Below are 18216 nucleotides of genomic sequence, written 5' to 3'. Positions count from 1 at the left end.
CGCTCTCAACTTTTCAAAAACGTTTTATAAATCTTTATCTAAACATTCAGAGGGGAATCTTATGTGCGACATCTTAGTTGCGACTCCAGATGCTACTAAAGAAGGAATAATGATTTTTGCCAAAAACAGCGATAGAGACCCAAATGAAGCTCAAATTCTGGAGTTCCTTCCGAGGCAGAAACATGAAGAAGAGAATGTTAAGCTCGCCTACGTTGAATTCCCGCAAGCTAAAGAAACCTACGCTGTAATCCTCTCGCGCCCTTGGTGGATGTGGGGAGCAGAGATGGGAGCCAATGAATTAGGTCTTGTAATTGGAAATACAGCAGTTTTCACAAAGCTAAAAGTTCCCGAGAGAGGAATTTTAGGAATGGACATGATTCGCCTAGCTTTAGAGAGAACAAAATCAAGCAGAGAAGCCCTAGATTTCATAATTTCGCTAATTGAAGAGTATGGACAAGGAGGAAACGGGAGCTATGAGCATAAACTTTTGTATCACAACTCCTTCATAATCGCTGACAAAAACGAAGCATGGGTTCTTGAAACCGCAGATAAGCACTGGGTTGCCAAGCAGATTAGAGATGTTTACTCCATCTCAAACGCTCTCACCATAGGGAATGGCTGGGATTTGGCATCGGAAAGCGTTGAAAAGCTTGCAAAGGAAAAGCCAAACTTCAGCTTTGCCAAATATTTCTCCGACAGATTTTACACCCACTTTGCTCACGGCAGAGAAAGGAGAGCTTTCACTTACAAAAAGCTCAGTGAGAAGAAAGGAGAGATAACCATTGAATATATGATGCAGATTCTTCGCTCTCATCAAGCTGAAGACTTTGAGCCTGCTAAAGGTTCCATGAGAGATATATGCATGCACTTTGGGGGCTTAACGAGGCCGTCTCAGACAGCCTCATCACAGATATCGGAGCTTTATGAGGACTTGCCCGTGCACTGGTTCACAGGAATTTCACTTCCATGTCTGAGCATCTTCAAGCCAATATACTTTGAAAGCGGAATCCCAGATTTAGGAGAGAAGCCGACGAACAAGTACAACCCAAACAGCTACTGGTGGAAATTTGAGCTCTTCCACAGAAAGTTCCAGACGAACTACAGAGCCTACATAGAGGAGTTTGCTGAGGAGAGAGACAAGCTGCAGAAAGAGATAATCGAGAGGGAAAGGCAAGTTAGGGAAAATCCATCTCCAGAAGAGTTTAGAGCTTTAACAGAGTGGGCTTTTGAAAATGAGAGGAAGTTGATTGAGAGGTGGAACGCAAAGGTCAAGCCGGGAAAGATGCCATTTTTGTATGAAAGAAACTGGAAGAAAGTGAATGAGAGGGCTGGGATTAAACTCTAAAAGCATTTCCCCTTAGCCCCGATCCTTTTAGTTATCTTTCTGCAAGCCTCCTTCAACTTTTGGGCATTCTCCTCTGGAACTCCATCGTAGGTGAACTCCCAAGTGCCGAGCTCAATGCCTGCGGCATATTTCAGCTTATCCCTATCTCTAAGCATCGGATAGAACTCGATGTGCAGATGGTAAAACTCACAACTACCCTTAAACGGTGCCTGAAAAATGTTCATCACATAAGGCATCTGCCTCTCAAAGAGAGCATTAAGCGTTGCCGTTGCAACCCTTAAGCTATCAGCCAAGTCCTCGATTTCGTTTTTATTCAACTGAGTTAGCCATTGAATGTGCCTCTTGGGGTAGATATGAATTTCAAAAGGCCAGTTTGCAAAGAAGGGCATAAAAAGCACAAAGTTATCGTTCTCATAAATGACCCTTTCATTCCCCTGTATCTCCTCTTCCATAATGCAGCAGAAGAGACACTCACCAAAGCGTTTGTAATGTCTCCTCGAGTTTTCAATCTTCAGCCGAGCTTTTAACGGGATGAAGGGTAAAGCGTAGAGTTGCCCATGTGGATGTGTTAAGCTGACACCAATCTCTTCACCCTTATTTCGAAAGATTGCAAGGTAGGCAACGTGAGGATTATTCTTTAATTCCATAGTTACATTTTTCCATAATCCAACAACCTTAACCATCTGCTCAAGAGAAAGCTCGTCCAAATCCTTCAAATCATGCTCCGGAGTTTCAACTATAATGCTGCACTGCCCAATTGCTCTCGCTTTTTTATAAAAACCTCTGCTTTCTGGATTCTTGGCTTTAAAATCAAGCATTGGAAATCTGTTGGGCAAAATCAAAACTTCCCAGCCGTAGCCCGTCTCCTCACTCCCGGGACAGAATGGGCAAAAATCTCTAGGACGCCAAGGTCTGTGTTTTCGAACGGCAGAAACCATTATCCACTGACCCGTTAAAGGATTGTAGCGAAGCTCCCTCATAATGACCACAAAGTTAATTTCTCCTCACCTCTAAAAATCTTTGGTGGTTGTACGAAGTTCCCAGACTCATTTCTCCTCGGAACTGCTACCTCTTCTTACCAGATAGAGGGAGACAACGTGTGGAGCGACTGGTGGTACTGGGCTGAGAAGAGAAAGCTTCCCAAGGCTGAAAAAGCCTGCAACCACTGGGAGCTTTATAAGGAGGATATAGAGCTGATGGCATCACTCGGTTATCCCGCTTATAGGTTCTCGATTGAATGGGCACGCATATTTCCTGAAGAGGGAAAGCTGAACGAAGCTGCGCTCATAAAGTACCAAGAACTCATAAATCTGCTCAACAAAAAAGGAATAACTCCAATGCTCACAATTCATCACTTCACCTTGCCGACATGGTTCGCACTAAAAGGAGGCTTTGAGAAGGAGGAAAACCTGAAGTATTGGGAGGAATACATCAGCGTCATAACTGAGCTTAAAGGTGTTGAGCTTGTTGCAACATTCAACGAGCCGATGGTCTACGTTGTCGCTAGTTATCTTATGGGGATGTGGCCCCCATTCAAGAAGAACCCACTAATAGCAGGAAAAGTTGCTGTTAACATGATAAATGCCCATGCAATAGCCTATGAAATCCTCCACGGAAAGTTCAAGGTTGGAATTGTTAAGAACTACCAGCACTTCATACCAGCCTCAGACTCAAAGAGGGACAAGGAAGCGAGAGATAGAGTTGATTACCTCTTCAACTGGGCTTTCATTGACGGCATTTTCTATGGAAGCTACGAAGGCTTTATGAAAAAACATAAAGTAAGCGAAAGCGACTTGGACTTCATAGGGATAAACTACTACAACATCCAGAAGGTTAAGAAGAGCCGGAATCCGCTGAATCCCTTCATAGTTGAAGATGCCAACGTAAGCAGAAAGACCGATATGGGATGGAGCGTTTATCCAAAGGGAATTTATGATGGGATAAGAAGCTTTTCGAGATACGAAAAACCAATGTACATAACGGAAAACGGCATAGCAACGCTTGATGATGAGTGGAGGATAGAGTTCATAGTCCAGCATCTGCAGTATGTCCACAAGGCTATTAAAGAGGGTTTTGACATCAACGGCTACTTTTACTGGTCATTTATGGACAACTATGAGTGGGCTGAGGGATTCAGACCGAGATTTGGACTGATCGAAATTGATTATGAAACTTTCGAGAGAAAGCCAAGGAGAAGCGCCTACATTTACGGTGAAATTACTAAGAAAAAGGAAATAAGTGATGAGGTGTTAGAAAAGTACGGTCTCGAGGAGTTTTAGCCTTTTATCATTTTTCGGATTTCTTCCATGTTCTCTTCGCTGAACTGAGGAAGCATGTCTAAATTGAGTTCAATCAGCTCTGCAATAGCTTTTAAGCCGTTCTCTGCGTTGTTCACAAGGGGATCGAGGAGAATAGCTTTGACTACCTTTTCTAAACTGCCTTCGGCAGCGGCCTCAGCTGAGAGCTTCTGAATCTCTGCTTGAGTTCTCAGCATCGGTATTACTTCCCTCGGAAGCTCAACCTTCAAAGGTTTGACTCCCTTGGGGGAAACTTCAGCCGGCACTTCAACTATAGTACCCTCAGGCAAATTAATGTAGCCTTTATTAGGAACATTTATAGCCTCTTGAAGCTTTTCTTTACCTTCAATCCCTTCAACGATGCTCATTGCAATATCCGGGAACTTGATGAGCTTATTGAATGCGAACTTGGGCACGAGACCCTTGAGGAACAGCCGCAAAAGCTTTCTAACTTCCTCTCCCTCTTTTTTTGTCCGCTCGATCCACTTCAAGCCTTTCCTCTCTTCTGGAATTAAATCCCATGCAAAGCTTAAGTATTCCCCAATGTGGTTATCATCAGGCGATGGAAACAGCCCAAAAGCTCTGTATAAGAGCTGGGACAAAGGCTCAAACTTTGGATTTTTCTCTAACGCAGAATCAAGCTTTTCATAACTTTCTTCCCCATCCATGTAAAACTCCTTGATCCATGTGAAGTGATTCAGACCAGCAGCAATGAAAGTTATCTGATTTTCTTTAACCCTCAACAAGGGAGCTAACATTTCTTTCCTCTCAAGATAGCCCGTGCACAGCCCATAGACATTTCTCAGCTTGGTGTAATTTAAGACAGCATACGTAACTCTTGGCTCGGGATTTGAATATATGAAAACACGAGCATCACTGTTTATATCCTCCAGCTCTTTTGCAATATCTAAGACTAAAGGAACAACCCGTAAGGTGTGACTTAAACCCCCAATACCGCCGTTCTCTCCCAGAACTTGCTTTATGCCGTATTTATGGGGAATCTCAAAATCCAGCCTCCAGCGCTTGTAGCGCTCTTTCTCAACTGATATAACTGCATAATCAATACCAAACTTCTCAAGTTCTCGGATGTCTCGGAAAGTCCAAATTTTCAGCTCTTTCTTAAAAACTTTGCCAATTTTTCTCCCTACAGCTTCAATAAATCCTAGCCGCTCTTTATCAATATCAACGAGGTAAATCTCTGCTTTGTTCAAAATTTCGCTGTTCGCTATCGTATAGAGGGCTAAAGGAGTAAAGATGCTCCCAGCGCCGATAAAGGCTATCCTCATTAAATCACCTCTGCGAAGGGAGTAACATGCAACAGTAGCTTTGGAAGAATTTTAATGCCTTCCCCATACATCACTCCAATTTTCTTTCCATAGAACATTCCAACAGCCCTAATAAACAGCTCCCATTGGTGCCAGTTACTCTCAAACTGACTTCTGTGCTCCCTTAAGGCTTTAAGTTTTATGTCAAAAACATCCGTCACATCCTCGATATAATTAGGTCTTGCAGTGTAATATAAACCAACCAGTGGGACTTCATGAGGGGTCAAGCCCTTCTCAAGATCATCCTTATTTATGTAGGGGAATGGAGCAAAAAAGACAGCTTCCAAAGCCAAGAGACCAGCATTCTTATGGTCCGGATGAGCCTCATATGGGAGCCAAGGATCCGGGGCTAGGACAATGTCAGGCTTTTCTTCACGGATTACGCTTATTATTCTGTTTCTTACTTCGAGGGAATAAGGAAGCTCTGTATCTTTGTAATTAAACCATATCAGCTTTTTAACCCCAATGACTTTTGCAGCTTTTTCTTGCTCCTTCTTTCTAATCTCAGCAAGCTCTTTGGGAGAGATGCTCAAATCTCTAGTCCCCATAGCCCCGTCTGTCAGCGTTAAATACACAATTTCCTTTCCTTCCAAGAAAAGCTTAACCAAAATCCCTCCAATTGCAAGCTCACAGTCGTCTGGATGTGGCTGGATGCATAGAACCTTTTTGACATTTTCAAAAGGATTGTCCAAATCAACTCCGAGCATATTTTGGGATAAAAGTCTAACCGCTTCCTTTTGATCTAAACTTCCGATCATCTGATTAAGCATTTCAAACGGCATCATATTTCCCCCTCCCAATGATTTCCTTAGCTCTCTTTTTCAAAATCCCTTGAATTCCCTCCCTATCCTCTGGATATTGCCTTTTAATCCAAAGCCAGACCAAAGCACATGGAATCCAGAAGAGCGAGCCAATTATAAGAGCATATTCATAAGCCAAAGCATTTGAGTAGCCAGCATTTCTGAGCGTTTCTATCAAAAATCCCCCGAAGAGAGGACCAAGAGCTTTTCCGATGTTGTCTATTATGTTGAAAACTCCAAAGACAGTGCCTCTGTCTTCAGGGAGGTTAACTTGGGAAATTATTGCCGTAACGTTCGGCCCAGCAAAGCTCACCAGCTGGAGAAAGAGAAGTGAATAAACTGTAAGAGCAATCCAACCTTTAATACTGAGCTGACTTGGAAGTGGATAGAGGATTACGCCCATAGCTGCAAGCATGCCTAAGAATATCGCCAAGCCTGTTACTATCGCTCTACCCCCTCTCATCTTTCTTTCAAAATAATCTCCCACAAAACCTCCAACAAGAGTTCCTATAACTGTCGCAATCCCTAAGATTAGCAGAACAAACGTCGCTGTATCTTTTGCCATTCCTCTCGTAACAATGAGGAACGAAACTAACCAGTACATTAAAACGCCCCATGGAACAGTCCCACTTAATCCTTGGAGGAATATCAAGAGATTTGTCTTTGTTTGGAACGACTTTTTAACAACATCCCAGCTGAGCTTGTAAGTGTACTCGTAACCTTTTTCGAGAACCTCCTTCAGAACTTTCTCCCCCTCGCCTCTCTTAGGTTCTTCTGCTATCAGATAGAACAGAGGTGCGAGGATAAAGTTTGGAACTGATGCTATTATAAACGGCGGCCTCCAGCTCACTATTAGTCCAGCAACTATCATTCCAAAAAGTGTCCCAAATCCGAAAGCAGTTTGAATGTATGCATAGCCTTTTCCTCTGTGCTCTTCCTCAAACATATCCGCTATCAGAGAATATCCTATCGGAATTATTGAACCAACCCCAATTCCAGTAAAAAGACGCATGAGCAAAAGCTGCCAATAGCTGTGAACAAATGCTGTTAAAAAACATGGAATTTCTCCGATTAGGACGCCAACTACGAGAAGCTTTTTCCTACGCCCAATGTCTGAAAGAAACCCCCAGATAAGGGTTATTAATGCACTTGTTGCAACAAAGATTGTCGAAACTAATCCCATTTGGGTTTCGCTTATGCCGAACTCCTGCATAATCTGCTGATAATTTGGAGGCAAAAGATTCTGGTCAGCCATTAAGAAAGCAGCCATTAAAACGAGAAGCGCAATAGAAACTTTACGCCTAATGCGCATCACCCAATTTCCCTCCAAGCTTGGTAGATAGCTCTAAAAGCGTCCAACCTCCTCTCAGCCAGCGGCTCCCAACCGCGAGCATCACTGTTTTCAGCTAAAAACGCATGTTCCCACTTCAACTCCCACAAAAGCATGTTCAATCTTTGATTTCCCCAATCTTTCGTCCAAATATCTAAACTTTTATCCGGTGCCCAGCTTGAAGTTCTTAGGTAAAGATTCCTTCCGCTGTGTTTCAGCTTGCTTGGAAGAACAATCTCATTGTTAAGCTCATTTATCAGTTCTTTAAGCCTCTGAATGCTCAATACGTAACCTGCTAAATCCCTGTATCCGAAAAACTCCAGGTCAGTGCCATACAATATTACTTCATCCAATCCTTTAATCCACTTCACGGCTTTCTTAATGTTCATCAGCGGAAATCCACCTATTCCGAGCATAACGGCAGTGTTAACTGCTACCCACACTGGGATGCCTGTTATTTCTTTTACCGCTTCAAGAGTCACTTTTTCACTAAATACAAGCTTTATTGCATTTTTTAGCTCTCTCAGACCGAGAAGGTAATTCCAATATAGGAATCCCTCTCTTCTTTGTGCTTTAATTAAATGCGGATAAAGAGGTTTTATGGGCTTAATTGCTGAATTTAAGTGATTTGAGAAAAGCAACGCTTCCCCATCAACAAAGACTTCGTCATAACCACAGTCTCTTAAGATGGCAGGTATTATAGGATCGTAAGCTAATTCGGGAAGCCAGAAGATCTTCGGTTTCACTTCAAAAGTTCTCTCTTTAACTGCTATGTCCTTCATTATCTGTGCCTCTACCCTATCCAAGGGAAGGAGAGGCAGAATAGCATGAGTGTAAGCAGTGCCAGTAATCTCAACTAGATCGCTTTCAATACCTTCTTTTATGAGTGTTATCAGGTCTTTTGGCAAATACTGGAGAGAAAAACCCGTAATATTCAAAGCAAAAGGAATCTCGCTTTTTATGAGCTCCGAGATTGTTGGAATATATGACTTTTTAACAACTTTTGGAATCTCACTCTTTGGAATTTCAGCGTACTGGAGGTTTGCATGAAAGACCAAGGCATTTGCCATTGTAATCACCTAAATCATTCTAACCCCATCAGAAGCTTCAACTAAAAAATAGCGGGCTTTCCAATTGAATACCTTAGTGTATTCTCTCAACATTTTCTCCGCAATCTCTTCAGCCTTTTCTTTATCTACAATAGCTATTGCCGTTCCCCCAAAGCCCGCTCCCGTTAGTCTTGCTCCATAGGCTCCAAGCTTGACAACTTTTCTCACAAAAAAGTCAAGTTCTCCACAGCTGACACCATAATTCTCAGCTATGTCCCAATGTGCCTCCGTAAGAATTCTTCCAAATTTCTCTATATCCCCTTTTTGAGGGCTTCTTTTGCTTTTAGAACTCTTTCATTTTCTCTTATAATGTAAGCAAAGCGCTTCTTATAAATTCCCGGTAATCCTCTTAAGTCTCTCTCAATTACTTCCTTTGAGGATTTCTTTCCTATGCGTTTGAGAATTTTTTCCGCCATTCTCTTTCTATCAACATAGGCAGAAGAAGCGAGTTCTCTCTTAATCCCAGTGTAAAAGACCAGAACTTGCATATCCTTGGGAAGAGGTATGTACTCATAGTGAAGAGTTTCAGTATCAATGAACATGGCATGTCCCCCTTTTCCTAGAGCTATCACAAATTGATCCATTATACCACAAGGAACACCAACAAACTCATTCTCTGCCTTTTGTGCAAGGAGTGCCATATCTTTTCTTGGAATCCCCAAGTTATATGCTTCATTCAGAAACTGCATTATTGCAAGTTCAAAACTTGCTGAAGAGCTTAATCCAGCCCCAATCGGTAGATTGCCGCTTATCCTCCCTTTAATCCCTCTAGGTCTGAAACCTGCATCAAAGAGAACCTTGTAAATTCCTTTAACGTAATCAACCCATGAATTTTCCTTTTGAAAGCTGTCCAGCTCAAAAGTCTTTCTCTCGTTGAAATGCTCCGAATATAACTCCACAACTTCGCTTTTTTCGCCTTCAATAACTGTGTAAAGATTTACATCCATCGGCATAACGTAACCAAAAGTGTAATCCGTATGCTCGCCAATTAAATTGACTCTCCCCGGAGAAATGACTCTATACATTAAACCGACCCAAAATAATTTTGCACATTGTTGTATTTAAGCTTGCCTCAGAAACCTTTAAATATCCAGCATATTTCATTAATGCTGAGCGGGGGTTGCCGAGCCTGGTCAAAGGCGCGGGATTTAGGGTCCCGTCCCGCAGGGGTTCCCGGGTTCAAATCCCGGCCCCCGCACCACAACAAACTCTTCTGAGAAAGTTTGATCAAAGCCCGTTTATCCTAGTTTAAATGTCATCTTTTGCCAGTTCTTCAAGAGCTTAGTTCCTTATTCCCTTTACTAGAAGAGCTTCGCTTCCTAACCTCTTCGAATTTGTTCAAACTTAAAAAGAGTTTGTGAATGCAAAAACCATTAGTTCACAAATCCTCAGTTCTGTTGAAATATAAAAGAAAAACAAAAACTCAGCCAATCTGGAATGCTGTACTTCTCAATTCTCCACGCTCGAATCTGTGTGGGTCATACCACTCCCAGTCAAGTGGAACTTTGCTCTTTCCTTTCACTATCAGCTCTGCAATTGCCTCACCAACTCCAGGAGCCATCATAAAGCCGTGCCCAGAGAAGCCTGCAGCAATGTAAAGCTCATCTACATACTGAATCCTCCCAATTGCGGGATTGCTGTCTGGAGTTTTTGCATAAAATCCAGCCCATTGCCTAACGACATGCACATACTTCAAAGCCGGAATAATTTTTGTCGCCCATTTCAAGACCTCTCTTAGGAAATCATAAGTTGGCTGGACATCATCTAGGCTTAAAGGCTCTTTTTCAAGCCCAGTTCCGCACATGACACCGCCATCTTCACCATCTTGTATAACATAAGAGTCGTTCCACGCTGGAGGGCATGTTAAAGGCTCAATTTGGCCAGGAGCTATTGGTTCAGTTTTTACTATTTGGTGCTTATACGGCCTTATTGGGATAAAATCTCTCTCCAATCCAGCCATTTCATTTATTATCGGCGCCCAAGCATTTGCAGCATTCACGACTATGCCAGTCTTTATCACACCTTTCTCTGTTTTCACTCCCTTAATCTCCCCGTTCTCAACAATAAGTCCAGTCACTGGTGTGTGCTCATATATTTCAACTCCCATTTCCCTAGCTTTCCTTGCAAATGCATAGACTACCCTAAATGGGCATGCTTTTCCATCTGCTGGATTCCATGCTCCCGCTAAGAAAGGCTCTGTATTGAGGGGAGGGACAATTTCCTTAGCTTCGTCCATATCAATAAGCCTCGTGGGAACTCCAAACTTGTTTTGGAGCTTTATATTCTGCTTGAAAGCTTCGACTTCTTCCTCAGTAGTCGCTAAAAACAGATATCCAGTTTGTTTAAAGTGGATATCATATTCAAGCTCCTCGCTCAAATTTTTCCATCTCTCAATGTTGTATTTTTGGAGCTTTATATTGGCTTCATCTGTAAATTGTGCCCTGATTCCAGAAGCACACCTGAAAGTTGAGCCCGAGCCGAGATAGTTCTTCTCAAGCAAAACAACGTCCTCAACGCCAAGTTTTGCCAAGTGATAGGCAATTGAAGTCCCTGTGCTTCCGCCGCCGATAATAACAACTTCGGCTTTACTCTTCATTCTCATCACTCTCCATCTCACCTACTAATACTCCAGCTGGAACAGGTCTCACAGGGATTCTCGTTGCAGGAAGCTTGATCTCCTCTGGTTTTTTACCAGTCTTCCTTGCGAGGATTGAAACTACCATCGGAAGACAAGTCCTCCCTTGACACGGCCCCATGCCAATTCTTAGAAGCCTCTTTATCATCTCAATGTCGGTGATTCCCTGGTCAATTAAAGCCTCAATCTCTTCTTGGGTAACTTCATTACAGCGACAAATTATGATGTTTTTCTTATCGCTCATCCTCTCACCACCTTGACAGCCCTAACTTCCCAAGCGAGCTCAATTGGCATCTCTACGGTTATTATTGGTGTATCCCCCTTGCTCTTCTCTCTTGGGACTACCGTAATCACTTTTCCTCTTCCCACTTCTTCTCCAACTCTATTGAGCAGAACCACTTCCTCTCCAACCTTTGGGACTGGTAAAAGCTCATGAGGCATGGTCACTCTGGCTTTATCTCCAACGTAGTGAACCATGAAGAACGCCAAGCCGGGACAAATCTGCACACAGAGAGAACAGCCGATACACTTCTCGTAATCAACAATTGGAATTGCATTCGGATTTTCCATGAGGACAGCATTTGTAGGACAGATTTCCTTACATGGCGTACAGGGAATTTCTTGTGGACATTCCGGAATCGCAACGGGTCTCTTTCTCAATCTTTCTTCGCTGGGAAGCTTTATAATCTGCTTGAGCTCTTCAACTGTTATGAATCCCTCTCTGAGGTAGTGCGGGATTTCACTCATTCTATCACCACCTTCTTAATGCCCTCAAGAACTTTCCTACCAAATGGTCCAGCTCTAAACTCATCAAGCTCCTTCTGAGCTTTTTCTATTTCCCGTAGCCATTCTGGTGAGGCGATGCCAATTTCCAGAGCAGCAGCGATTCCAGCTATTTTGCCCTCAAGCATTGCCGTTGTTGCCTCCTCAATCCCCGCTGAATCTCCTGCAACAAAGATTCCCCTAATTGTCGTTTCCATTCTGCTGTCCCTAATCACAACGTGCCCTCCAAGTTCTGGGACGTATTTAATCTGACAGCCAACCTGATGAAGAAGCTCTATGCTTGGTCTCAATCCAACAGCTAAGGCAATTACATCAATATCAAATACCTTCTCGGTTCCCGGAATTGGTCTCCATCTCTCGTCAATTTGGGCAACAACTGCTCTCTCAACCTTTTCTTTTCCTTCAGCTCTAAGAATCGTGTGTCTTGTTAGGATTGGAATGCCTAATCTTCTAACCTTTGCTGCGTGGACGAAATAGCCTCCAATCTTTGGCATAGCCTCAACTATCGCTTTTACTTCAACGCCAGCTTGAATCAGCTGATAGGCTAAGATTAATCCAACGTTTCCAGCACCAACAATAAGAACCCTCTCTCCCGGTTTGACCCCGTAAGTGTTCATGAGCGTTTGAATTGCTCCTGCCCCATAAACGCCCGGTAAGTCATTACCTTCAAAAGGTATCATCTTTTCCATTGCTCCAGTTGCCACAATAACGGCTTTTCCTCTAAACTCAATCAGCTCTTTATTTTTCCTAACCCCAACTACAAGCTTTTCATCTCCCTCTTGGAGAAGCATTATCGCTGAAGTTTCAAGGAAAATCTCAATGTTTTCTCTTTTTCTAACCTCTTCCTCTAAAATTTCTGCTATCTTGACTCCCCTAACTCCCGCAAACTGTTCCCTTTTTCCGAAGAACTTATGGGTCTGCTTTACCAACTGACCTCCGAGCATTGGGTTTTCATCAAGAAGGATAACTTTGGCTCCAGCATCGGCAGCATTTATTGCTGCCATTAGACCTGCTGGACCACCGCCAATAATTACAATATCCCCAGAAACCTTTTTTGCATCCTTCCATTTTGGAGGCTTTACATCCTTGGGCAACTTTGGTTTGCCTTTTTGTCTCTCTATCCTCATACCATCCTCAACAAGGGTTATACAAGTTCTTACGTTTGGAATTCCATTTACTGTCATTAAACACGAAGCACACTTTCCAATTGCACAGAACAAGCCGCGGGGTTTGTGTTTGTTAGGAGTGTACCCAAGAACCCTTATGCCTGCAGCGTGTAATGCCGTGACTATTGTCTCTCCTTCATATGCTTCAATTGGTTGCCCTTCAAAATAGATTGTGACTTTTTTGCTACGCTTTTCTTGAAAATTCAGAATAGGATGTTCAGTGAGACGCATTATGTTTCACCAGCATGAAATATATAAAACCTTATTTATGAGGATTTTTTCATAAAAAAGTTTTGCACCTTTGGTTGTTTTCTATTTTGGATTTTAAGCGAGAAAAATGGACAAATACAAAAATAATCAGCTAATCAGTGAAAAATTTTCAATAGATTCTCATCCCATCTGCAGAGCTGTCTCTCTGAGCTCTCCCCTCTCAAAGCGATACGGGTCATACCATTCAATCGGCAAATCTGTCTTTCCTCTCGTTATCAAATCTGCAAGCATCTCAGCAACCGCCGGAGCCATCATGAAGCCGTGTCCGCTAAAGCCAGCAGCAATGTAGAATTCGTCTATCTCTTTTATTCTTCCAATCACCGGGTTGCTGTCTGGTGTTTTAGCATAAAATCCCGCCCACGTTCTAAGTATCAGAAGTTCTCCGAGAGCGGGGATTATCTTTGTAAAGGCCTTGCTGACTTCCCTTATGAACTCATAAGTAGGCGTCAAATCGTAGGTAGGGCCGTACTCAATACCTACACCGCCAATTATCCCTCCATGATCTGTTTGGGTTAGATATGTATCATTATATTTGAGGGATATAACCATTGGATTAATTTGCCCCTCTTTGAGCGGCTGTGTGATAACTCCTTGATGCTTGTATGGCTCAATCGGGATTCTAATTGGGATTTTAGCCATTGCATTGATGAGCTTAGCCCATGCATTTGCTGCATTGATAACAATCCCTGTCTCTATAACACCTTTGTTCGTTTTTACGCCCTTAATTTCACCGTTTTCAACTATTATGTCCTTGGCTTCAGTGTACTCAAGGATTTTGGCACCAAGTTTCTCTGCTTCCTTTGCAAACGCAGTTGTGGCAAAGAATGGGTCAGCCTTTCCATCAGTTGGGTTCCAAGATGCTGCAATTACTTCACTTGTATCCAAAAGAGGAACAATTTCCTTAGCTTCTTCTGGAGTTATCAGCCTCGTGGGAACACCAAACTTGTTCTGAAGCTTGATGTTCCTTTTGAATTCCTTCACCTCTCCATCATCATACAAAAGAAACAGATATCCCGTTTGTTTAAACGGAAAATTAAGCTCCTCACTGTATTTTTTCCACAGCTCAACTGAGCGTCTCATAACCCTAATGTTGGCCTCATCAGTAAACTGCTGTCTTATCCCAGTTCCACACCTGAAAGTTGAACCTGAGCCGATATACTTCTTTTCCAGTACTGTAACATCCTCTCCCCTCTTTGCAAGCTCATAAGCAAGTGTAACTCCAACGATTCCACCGCCAATGATAACAATCTCACTCCTCATTTGCCATCACCTTCATCTTCACTGGTCTGACGGGCATTCTGGCAACGGGCAGCTTTATCTCCTTCAAGTTCTTCCCCGTTCTCCATGCAATTATCTGAGCCACTGTGTCAATGCAGTATCTCCCTTGGCAGAACCCCATGCCTACATGGGTTAACCTTTTAATCAATTGGATGTCTGTAATCCCCTGATCAATTAAGTCGAGGATGTCTTTCAGCGTAACATCACATCCACAGATAAAGACTTTCTCGGGATTGACTTTCTCCAAATCAATGTTGAGCTTGATCATAAAATCACCTCCTCGAGAAGAGACGCCTTATCTCCAATTTTCTTGAAAAATTCCGCCTTTATATGGTTAGCATTGCTTTTGAACCTAAATTCTTCAAGGATATAAGCTCCGATCAATCTGCCCTCAAGATAGTTCTCATAACCCCCTTTAATCCAAGAAGCGTTTCCAGCTATGTAAACTCCGTCAACAACCTCGTTTCTCTTATTTCTCAGAGGAATGTATCCACCCAATTCTTCTACATATGTTATCTCAGCTCCAACTTGCTGTGCTAAATGTATATCTGGCCTATATCCCTCCGCTATGATTAGAGCATCTGTTTCATAGACGTTCCCTTCTGCATCTATAACTCTCTCAACTTCATTTTTGCCTTCTGCCCTTACTATTGGGACCTCAATGAGCGTATAATTCAGACCGTGATTTTTCAATTCCTTTGCAATGTTTTGAGAATTGCTGCCGTAGAGTGTTATCTTGTTCCCAGGCTTGACGCCCCAGATGTTTAGCAATTCAAGAACAAAATCCTCTCTAAAGACTCCAGGCATTTCGTTGTTCTCAAATAGCGCAAATTTTGCTATTCCACCTGTTGAGATGACGATTCTCTTAGTAGTAACTTCTATCAGATCATTCCCTCTATTTGCAACCACAATGAAATACTCTCCATTACGGAAGACACCAAGGACAGGTGTTCTTGTAAATGCTTTAGCCCTCAGCTTTTCAACAAGTTCCTTTCTGAACTCTTTCGACTTCTTGCCGTTACTGAGAGGTGTGCTCCTCTTTAACAGACCCCAACCTAGCTTTCCTTTTTCCTCAAAAATCATGATATCCAAATCATCTTGCATTTCTAAAGCAGCTCCTAATCCCGCAGCACCGCTGCCAACAATCACAACATCCGTATAATGTCTTTCTACTTTTCCAGTCTCTCCTAAATGCTCTGGCAGTGGCTCCATGTAGCTCTGCATTTCAATTTTCATCCCATCCCAGACTTTAGTTTTTCTACCATCATAGTTTCTAACACCGTTGATAGTTACAAGGACAGGGCCAAAAGTAAATGCTCCTCTCTTTCTCCCATGTCCGCTTAATGTAATCCATTTTATTCCATTTGCAAGCAGTGCAACGTGAATCGGCTCTCCTTCGTATGCCTCCAAGGACTTTCCTTCAAAATATATTGTAACCTTTTTAGAAGAGTCCTTCTCATACAGGTCCAAAGGACGCATGATATCACCTTCTTTGATTTTGGTCTTATAGTTTCATAATCGTAAAACTCTTTAAAACTTATAAACCTTGATATTAAAACTTATAGTTTTAAACCAAAAGTTAAAAGAAAAGGAAGTCAAGCAAGACTCTTAGCTTTAAACTAAGCAACATTTCCAATCTGGCTCTTTGCCGACAATCATGATACGCAGCCGATAGCAAAGATTACCGCAGGGTTGGCAGATCTTTTAAGGCGTCAATGAACTCATGACGAGCAAAATAAAGCGTGATAAATCCAACTAAGAATAGCACTAAGAGAAAGTTATTCCACCTCCGCCCTACTGCCTCTCTAAGGTCTTTTGACTTAGTGTATTCAGCAACTTCAAGCCATGCTTTTTATCGAAATAAGTCGAGGGAATTAAAGAGAAAACAAGTGTGCTTATAACTGTCCATATTTTGCATAACTTAGGAGTTTTGATGCCACATAAAGCCCACCAAAAACCCAAGAATACCTAAAAACTGGACACAACAAAGAGCCTCTCGGTCTTTGCATAGCCAATATCTTTATCATCGGGCATGAATTTCAACAATGTCACCATCCTCTAATACATGGTCTGCTCCGACCCTCTGCCCTGGGAACTTTACGCTCTTGCCCCACACCCTCGCATATTTGAAGTTCTTAGCAAAGTCCTTGTGAATTCTCTTTGCAACATCCAAAACGGTCGCACCTTTTTTAAGGGCAATTGGGGGATAAGCTGGCTCCTCTCCTGGTGATTTAGTGAAAATCCTAATTATTCCAGCTAGATCATAAAGCGCATCCTTAAGCTTCTCAATATTTATTCCCTTCGTCGCTGAAACCGGGACTATCTTAAAGCGGTCTCCATAGGCCTTGACCAATTTTTCATAATTCTCTTTGCTTCCAGGAGCATCGCCCTTGTTTGCGATAATGATAGCCCTCCTCCAAACCAAGCTATCATCTAAAGCATCAGCAAACTCTTCAAGGGTTACAGGCTCTTTAACGGTTATCTCAGCTGAATGGATTTTCTCCTCACGGAGCATCCTCATAACTTCCTCAATGTCGCCCTTGATGTTCTCCTGCCCGTTAATTATAATTCCCCCATAGGGCATCTTCTTGATTTCGATTCTGGGTCTTCTCTTGTTGAGTTTTATTCCAGCTCTTTCAAACTCTTTCAAAATTATTTCCATCTGCTTGATAGGATCCTGTGAGAGGTCAATAACAATGGCAATTGCATCAGCATTCCTAATCACAGCTAAAAGCTGAGTTCCCATTCCTTTCCCCAATGCTGCACCTTCAACTAAACCCGGAACCTCAACTATCTGGATTTGAACGTCTTTGTGTTTCATCATTCCTGGAATAGGCTCAACAGTTGTGAATGGATAATCGGCAACATCAGTATCTACTCCAGTAAGCTGCCTTAGAAGAGAGGATTTACCCACATTTGGAAGACCAGCAAGGACTATCTGGGCTGCACCCTCCTTTTTGACACTAAAAGAATACCCTCCTCCCTTCTTTAGGCTCCGCTGCTTTTCGAGTTCTTTTCTAAGCTCTGCTAATCTTCGCTTTATTTGGAGTCTGAGCTTTTCTGTTCCTTTGTGCTTTGGAACAGTTGCATACATTTTTTCAAGTGCCCTAATTTTCTCTGCAATTGTCCTCGCGTTCCTATATTCTTCCTCGGCTGCTAAGTACTCTGCTGTAACATTAGTCGGCATAGAAATCACCTCTCTCTAAAAGCTCCACTCTCGCATTAGATGTTAATGGGGGTGGTTTTATAAATATATGGTTCCCAATACTTTTCGTTCAAATGTCGTCAAATTTATATAGTTTCTCGAAAAATTTTAGAAGGGTGAGCAATGGTGAGAGCTACTTTAGATGAAACCGACAAAAAAATTTTAGGAGTACTTCAAAAGAACAGCCGGACCCCTCTAAGGGAGATTTCTAAGGCTGTCGGATTGGCCGAATCAACTATTTATGAGAGGATAAAGAAGCTTAAAGAAAACGGCGTAATTAAAAAGTTCACCGTTATCCTTGACCCAGAAGCCCTCGGATTTACAATGTTGTCATTTATTTTGATTAAAGCAAAAGCTGGAAAATATGCTCACGTTGCTAAGGAGCTCGTTAAGTACCCCGAAATTGTTGAGATTTATGAGACTACAGGAGATTACGACATGATAGTTAAGATTAGAACAAGAGGCAGCGAAGAGCTGAATGAATTCCTTGATAGGATTGGGGAAATTGAGGGAGTTGAAGCAACCCACACAATGGTAGTTCTCAAAGTTCATAAGGAAACAACTGAATTACCGCTCTAAAGTTTATTACTCATTTTTGTCCATTCTTGAATGAAAATGCTTATAAGGGCTCAATTCTAATTTTTATCTGAACGTTATTATGGAGGTGTATAGA

The 18216-nt window shown here is 42.3% G+C and carries 16 protein-coding genes, 1 tRNA gene and 1 pseudogene; 4 read left to right on the top strand and 14 right to left on the bottom strand.

Annotated elements, in window-relative coordinates:
• The first annotated feature begins 61 nt into the window (after positions 1-61).
• Positions 62-1345: a C69 family dipeptidase gene (locus E3E24_RS10220; RefSeq protein ID WP_167885869.1), complete on the top strand. Its 1284-nt coding sequence runs from the start codon at positions 62-64 to the stop codon at positions 1343-1345.
• Here E3E24_RS10220 and galT read toward each other — a convergent pair.
• Positions 1342-2325, bottom strand: coding sequence for a galactose-1-phosphate uridylyltransferase (gene galT / locus E3E24_RS10215; protein ID WP_167886060.1), 984 nt, complete (start codon positions 2323-2325; stop codon positions 1342-1344). The two genes, E3E24_RS10220 and galT, sit on opposite strands and share 4 nt — an antisense overlap.
• Before the next feature lie 36 nt (positions 2326-2361).
• On the opposite strand from galT, the gene E3E24_RS10210 reads away from it, so the two are divergent.
• Positions 2362-3624: a glycoside hydrolase family 1 protein gene (locus E3E24_RS10210; protein ID WP_167886061.1), complete on the top strand. Its 1263-nt coding sequence runs from the start codon at positions 2362-2364 to the stop codon at positions 3622-3624.
• On the opposite strand, the gene E3E24_RS10205 is transcribed toward E3E24_RS10210, so the two are convergent.
• The 5 genes and pseudogenes from E3E24_RS10205 to E3E24_RS10185 form a co-directional block, all read right to left on the bottom strand.
• The gene (locus E3E24_RS10205; protein ID WP_167915980.1) at positions 3621-4928 is read right to left on the bottom strand and encodes a hypothetical protein; all 1308 of its coding nucleotides are present in this window, start codon (positions 4926-4928) and stop codon (positions 3621-3623) included. The genes E3E24_RS10210 and E3E24_RS10205 overlap by 4 nt on opposite strands.
• Positions 4928-5752 (bottom strand): PIG-L deacetylase family protein, encoded by an 825-nt coding sequence (locus E3E24_RS10200; RefSeq protein WP_370520486.1) that lies wholly within the window; start codon positions 5750-5752, stop codon positions 4928-4930. The genes E3E24_RS10205 and E3E24_RS10200 overlap by 1 nt, the downstream gene beginning before the upstream one ends.
• Positions 5739-7079, bottom strand: coding sequence for an MFS transporter (locus tag E3E24_RS10195; protein WP_167915979.1), 1341 nt, complete (start codon positions 7077-7079; stop codon positions 5739-5741). Before E3E24_RS10195 ends, E3E24_RS10200 begins: the two co-directional genes overlap by 14 nt.
• Entirely contained in the window at positions 7079-8167 is a 1089-nt protein-coding gene (locus E3E24_RS10190) for a hydrolase (RefSeq protein ID WP_167915978.1), read from the bottom strand. The genes E3E24_RS10195 and E3E24_RS10190 overlap by 1 nt, the downstream gene beginning before the upstream one ends.
• A gap of 9 nt (positions 8168-8176) precedes the next feature.
• Positions 8177-9231, bottom strand: a pseudogene (locus E3E24_RS10185) (galactokinase).
• 88 nt (positions 9232-9319) lie between these two features.
• On the opposite strand from E3E24_RS10185, the gene E3E24_RS10180 reads away from it, so the two are divergent.
• Positions 9320-9407, top strand: a tRNA-Leu gene (locus E3E24_RS10180).
• Between the two features lie 222 nt (positions 9408-9629).
• Here E3E24_RS10180 and E3E24_RS10175 read toward each other — a convergent pair.
• The 8 genes from E3E24_RS10175 to E3E24_RS10140 form a co-directional block, all read right to left on the bottom strand.
• Positions 9630-10802 carry an FAD-binding oxidoreductase gene (locus tag E3E24_RS10175; RefSeq protein ID WP_167915982.1) on the bottom strand — a complete coding sequence of 391 codons (1173 nt, stop codon included), beginning with the start codon at positions 10800-10802 and terminating at the stop codon, positions 9630-9632.
• Positions 10792-11085 carry a (2Fe-2S)-binding protein gene (locus E3E24_RS10170; RefSeq protein WP_167885874.1) on the bottom strand — a complete coding sequence of 98 codons (294 nt, stop codon included), beginning with the start codon at positions 11083-11085 and terminating at the stop codon, positions 10792-10794. The genes E3E24_RS10175 and E3E24_RS10170 overlap by 11 nt, the downstream gene beginning before the upstream one ends.
• Positions 11082-11588, bottom strand: a complete 507-nt coding sequence (locus E3E24_RS10165; RefSeq protein WP_167915977.1) for a 4Fe-4S binding protein — start codon at positions 11586-11588, stop codon at positions 11082-11084. The genes E3E24_RS10170 and E3E24_RS10165 overlap by 4 nt, the downstream gene beginning before the upstream one ends.
• Positions 11585-13021, bottom strand: a complete 1437-nt coding sequence (locus tag E3E24_RS10160; RefSeq protein WP_167915976.1) for an FAD-dependent oxidoreductase — start codon at positions 13019-13021, stop codon at positions 11585-11587. The genes E3E24_RS10165 and E3E24_RS10160 overlap by 4 nt, the downstream gene beginning before the upstream one ends.
• A gap of 159 nt (positions 13022-13180) precedes the next feature.
• Positions 13181-14320 (bottom strand): FAD-binding oxidoreductase, encoded by a 1140-nt coding sequence (locus tag E3E24_RS10155; protein WP_167915975.1) that lies wholly within the window; start codon positions 14318-14320, stop codon positions 13181-13183.
• On the bottom strand, positions 14310-14606 hold the full coding sequence (locus E3E24_RS10150; protein WP_167885878.1) for a (2Fe-2S)-binding protein: 297 nt from the start codon (positions 14604-14606) through the stop codon (positions 14310-14312). The genes E3E24_RS10155 and E3E24_RS10150 overlap by 11 nt, the downstream gene beginning before the upstream one ends.
• Positions 14603-15817 carry an FAD-dependent oxidoreductase gene (locus E3E24_RS10145; RefSeq protein WP_167915974.1) on the bottom strand — a complete coding sequence of 405 codons (1215 nt, stop codon included), beginning with the start codon at positions 15815-15817 and terminating at the stop codon, positions 14603-14605. The genes E3E24_RS10150 and E3E24_RS10145 overlap by 4 nt, the downstream gene beginning before the upstream one ends.
• A 544-nt stretch (positions 15818-16361) precedes the next feature.
• Positions 16362-17525 (bottom strand): GTP-binding protein, encoded by a 1164-nt coding sequence (locus E3E24_RS10140; RefSeq protein ID WP_167915973.1) that lies wholly within the window; start codon positions 17523-17525, stop codon positions 16362-16364.
• Between the two features lie 144 nt (positions 17526-17669).
• Here E3E24_RS10140 and E3E24_RS10135 point away from each other — a divergent pair, with 144 nt between their 5' ends.
• Positions 17670-18122, top strand: a complete 453-nt coding sequence (locus tag E3E24_RS10135) for an Lrp/AsnC family transcriptional regulator (RefSeq protein WP_167915981.1) — start codon at positions 17670-17672, stop codon at positions 18120-18122.
• The last annotated feature ends 94 nt before the right edge of the window (positions 18123-18216 follow it).

Origin of the sequence: Thermococcus sp. LS2 (genome assembly GCF_012027375.1) — an archaeon.
Taxonomy (GTDB): Archaea; Methanobacteriota_B; Thermococci; order Thermococcales; family Thermococcaceae; genus Thermococcus_B.
Note: the sequence above shows the minus strand (reverse complement) of the source record. Positions and strands in the feature narration are given on the sequence as shown.

Excerpts from the sequence above, each read along its gene's own strand:
- E3E24_RS10160 (WP_167915976.1), bottom strand. The coding sequence starts at position 13,021 with ATGCGTCTCACTGAACATCCTATTCTGAATTTTCAAGAAAAGCGTAGC.
- E3E24_RS10200 (WP_370520486.1), bottom strand. The coding sequence starts at position 5,752 with ATGATGCCGTTTGAAATGCTTAATCAGATGATCGGAAGTTTAGATCAA.
- E3E24_RS10175 (WP_167915982.1), bottom strand. The coding sequence starts at position 10,802 with ATGAAGAGTAAAGCCGAAGTTGTTATTATCGGCGGCGGAAGCACAGGG.
- E3E24_RS10205 (WP_167915980.1), bottom strand. The coding sequence starts at position 4,928 with ATGAGGATAGCCTTTATCGGCGCTGGGAGCATCTTTACTCCTTTAGCC.
- E3E24_RS10140 (WP_167915973.1), bottom strand. The coding sequence starts at position 17,525 with ATGCCGACTAATGTTACAGCAGAGTACTTAGCAGCCGAGGAAGAATAT.
- E3E24_RS10155 (WP_167915975.1), bottom strand. The coding sequence starts at position 14,320 with ATGAGGAGTGAGATTGTTATCATTGGCGGTGGAATCGTTGGAGTTACA.
- E3E24_RS10220 (WP_167885869.1), top strand. The coding sequence starts at position 62 with ATGTGCGACATCTTAGTTGCGACTCCAGATGCTACTAAAGAAGGAATA.
- E3E24_RS10150 (WP_167885878.1), bottom strand. The coding sequence starts at position 14,606 with ATGATCAAGCTCAACATTGATTTGGAGAAAGTCAATCCCGAGAAAGTC.
- E3E24_RS10170 (WP_167885874.1), bottom strand. The coding sequence starts at position 11,085 with ATGAGCGATAAGAAAAACATCATAATTTGTCGCTGTAATGAAGTTACC.
- E3E24_RS10165 (WP_167915977.1), bottom strand. The coding sequence starts at position 11,588 with ATGAGTGAAATCCCGCACTACCTCAGAGAGGGATTCATAACAGTTGAA.
- E3E24_RS10195 (WP_167915979.1), bottom strand. The coding sequence starts at position 7,079 with ATGCGCATTAGGCGTAAAGTTTCTATTGCGCTTCTCGTTTTAATGGCT.
- E3E24_RS10190 (WP_167915978.1), bottom strand. The coding sequence starts at position 8,167 with ATGGCAAATGCCTTGGTCTTTCATGCAAACCTCCAGTACGCTGAAATT.
- galT (WP_167886060.1), bottom strand. The coding sequence starts at position 2,325 with ATGAGGGAGCTTCGCTACAATCCTTTAACGGGTCAGTGGATAATGGTT.
- E3E24_RS10145 (WP_167915974.1), bottom strand. The coding sequence starts at position 15,817 with ATGCGTCCTTTGGACCTGTATGAGAAGGACTCTTCTAAAAAGGTTACA.